1 protein-coding gene is annotated in these 3,011 nt (G+C 74.7%); it reads right to left on the reverse strand.

The window, feature by feature from the left end:
* The coding region (locus tag C1A33_RS23100) for a cobaltochelatase subunit CobN (protein WP_101833461.1) at positions 1-3,011 on the reverse strand (3,011 nt) is incomplete at both ends.

A 3,011-nucleotide genomic window follows, 5' to 3' on the forward strand; every position in this document is an offset into this window, starting at 1 on the left:
GGCGTCGAGGGCGTACGTCTCGGCGAGGCGCTCGTACATCCAGTCGGCGACCACGCCGGCGGTGGCGTCGTAGCCGAACAGGTAGTCCACGGTGGCGGCCATCTCGAACGCGCCCTTGTAGCCGTGGCGGCGCATCGCGGCCAGCCAGCGCGGGTTGACGACCCGGGCGCGGAACACCCGGGAGGTCTCCTCGTTCAGGGTCCGCGTGCGCACGGCGTCGGGGCGGGTGCTGTCGCCGATGTAGGCGGCGGGGGCGCGGCCGGTCAGCGCGCGGACGGTGGCGACCATGCCGCCGTGGTACTGGAAGTAGTCGTCGGAGTCGGCGATGTCGTGCTCGCGGGTGTCGACGTTCTTCGCGGCCACGGCGATGCGCCGGTAGGCGGTCTCCATGTCCTCGCGGGCGGGAGTGCCCTCGACGCCGCGGCCGTACGCGTAGCCGCCCCAGGTGGCGTAGACCTCGGCGAGGTCGGCGTCGTCGCGCCAGTTGCGGCTGTCGATGAGCGGCAGCAGGCCCGCGCCGTACGCGCCGGGTCGCGAGCCGAAGATGCGCAGCGTGGCGCGCCGCTCGTCGCCGTGGACGGCGAGGTCGGCGCGGGCGTGGGCGCGGACGAAGTTGTCCTCGTCGGGCTCGTCGAGGCCGGCGGCAAGCTGGACCGCGTCGTCGAGCATCGCCACGACGTGGGGAAACGCGTCGCGGAAGAAGCCGCTGATGCGCACGGTGACGTCGATGCGGGGGCGACCGAGCTCGGCGAGGTCGATGGGTTCCAGACCACGCAGTCGGCGTGACGCGTCATCCCACAGCGGCCGCACCCCGAGCAGGGCCAGTACCTCTGCCACGTCGTCGCCGGAGGTCCGCATCGCCGACGTGCCCCAGACGGACAGGCCGACCGACTCGGGCCAGCGCCCGGTGTCGGCGCGGTAGCGCTCCAGCAGCGAGGCTGCCATCGCCTGGCCGGTTTCCCAGGCGAGCCGGCTGGGCACGGCCTTCGGGTCGACGGAGTAGAAGTTGCGGCCGGTCGGCAGCACGTTGACCAGCCCGCGCAACGGCGAACCACTCGGCCCCGCCGGCACGTAGCCGCCGTCGAGGGCGTGCAGAACCCCGGTGATCTCGTCGGTGGTGCGGGCCAGCCGCGGCACGATCTCCGTGGCCGCGAACCGCAGCACCGCGCCCACGGCCTCCCGCCGCTCGTCCGGAGCCTGCAGGTCCGCGGGCTCGGGCAGGACGGCGTCCAGGGCGGAGGGGACGGCGTCGGGGTTCCAGCCGTGCCGCTCCATGGCGGTGACCAGGGCATGGGCGGTGCGTTCGGTGGCGTCGACGTCGGCGCGGGTGGCGGCGCCGGCGTCCTCCGTGAGGCCGAGGGCCTCGCGCAGGCCGGGAAGACTGTGCGTGCCGCCCCACATCTGGCGGGCGCGCAGCATCGCGAGCACCAGGTTCACCCGGGCCTCGCCGGTCGGGGCGAGGCCCAGGACGTGCAGGCCGTCGCGGATCTGCGCGTCCTTCACCTCGCACAGCCAGCCGTCGACGTGCAGCAGGAAGTCGTCGAACTCGGCGTCGTGCGGGCGGTCGGCGAGGCCGAGGTCGTGGTCGAGCCGGGCTGCCTGGATGAGCGTCCAGATCTGCGCGCGGATCGCCGGCAGCTTCGCCGGGTCCATCGCGGCGATCGACGCGTGCTCGTCGAGCAGCTGTTCCAGACGGGCCATGTCGCCGTAGCTCTCGGCGCGGGCCATCGGCGGGACGAGATGGTCGACGAGGGTGGCGTGCGCGCGCCGCTTGGCCTGCGTGCCCTCGCCGGGGTCGTTGACCAGGAACGGGTAGATGAGCGGCAGGTCGCCGAGCGCCGCGTCCGACGGGCAGGACGCGCTCATCCCCACCGTCTTGCCGGGCAGCCACTCCAGCGTCCCGTGCTTGCCGAGATGGACGAGCGCGTGCGCGCCGAACCCGCCGCCGGACCCGGTGGCGCCGCTGCCGACCGCGGCCGCGCCAGCACCAGCGCCGGTAACGTCGGCGTCGGCGTCGGCCGTGGGAGGGGCGGACAGCCAGCGGTAGGCGGCCAGGTAGTGGTGGCTCGGCGGCAGGGCCGGGTCGTGGTAGATCGCGACCGGGTTCTCGCCGAAGCCGCGCGGCGGCTGGACGAGCAGCACGACGTTGCCGGCGCGCAGGGCGGCCAGCACGATCTCGCCGTCGTCGTCGTGGGAGCGGTCGACGTAGAGGTCGCCGGGCGGCGGGCCCCAGTGGCGTTCGACGGCCTCGCGCAGGTCGGCGGGCAGCGTGGCGTACCAGGAACGGTAGGCGGCGGCGGTGATGCGCACCGGGTTGCCGGCGAGCTGCTCCTCGGTCAGCCACGCCGGGTCCTGCCCGCCGGCGGCGATGATCGCGTGGATGAGGGCGTCGCCGTCGCCGGCCGCCACGCCCGGCAGCGCGTCCGGGCCGTCGGCGGGGCCGATGTCGTAGCCGGCGTCGCGCATCGCCCGCAGCAGTGCGACGGCGCTCGCCGGGGTGTCGAGGCCGACCGCGTTACCGATGCGGGCGTGCTTCGTCGGGTAGGCGGACAGCATCAGCGCGATCCGGCGCCGCGCCGGTGGGATGTGGCGCAGCCGGCCGTGGGCGAGGGCGATGCCGGCGACCCGGTCGGCCCGTTCCGTATCGGCGACGTAGCTGGTCAGGCCGTCCTCGTCGACCTCCTTGAAGGAGAACGGGACGGTGATGAGCCGGCCGTCGAACTCGGGGATCGCGACCTGGGTGGCCGCGTCCAGCGGGGACAGGCCGTCGTCCGAGCCGGCCCACGCCTCCCGGCCGCCGGTCAGGCACAGCCCTTGCAGGATCGGGATGTCGAGGGCTGCCAGAGCACCAACGTCCCAGGCCTCGTCGTCGCCGCCCGCGCCCACCGCCGCCGGCTGGCTGCCACCCGCGGCGAGCACCGTGACGACCAGCGCGTCCACCTGGCCGAGAACCTCGAGCAGCCCCGGCTCCGCGGCGCGCAGCGACGCGCAGAACACCGGCAGTGCCCGCC

It is taken from the genome of Frankia canadensis (genome assembly GCF_900197875.1).
Lineage (GTDB): Bacteria > Actinomycetota > Actinomycetes > Frankiales > Frankiaceae > Frankia > Frankia canadensis.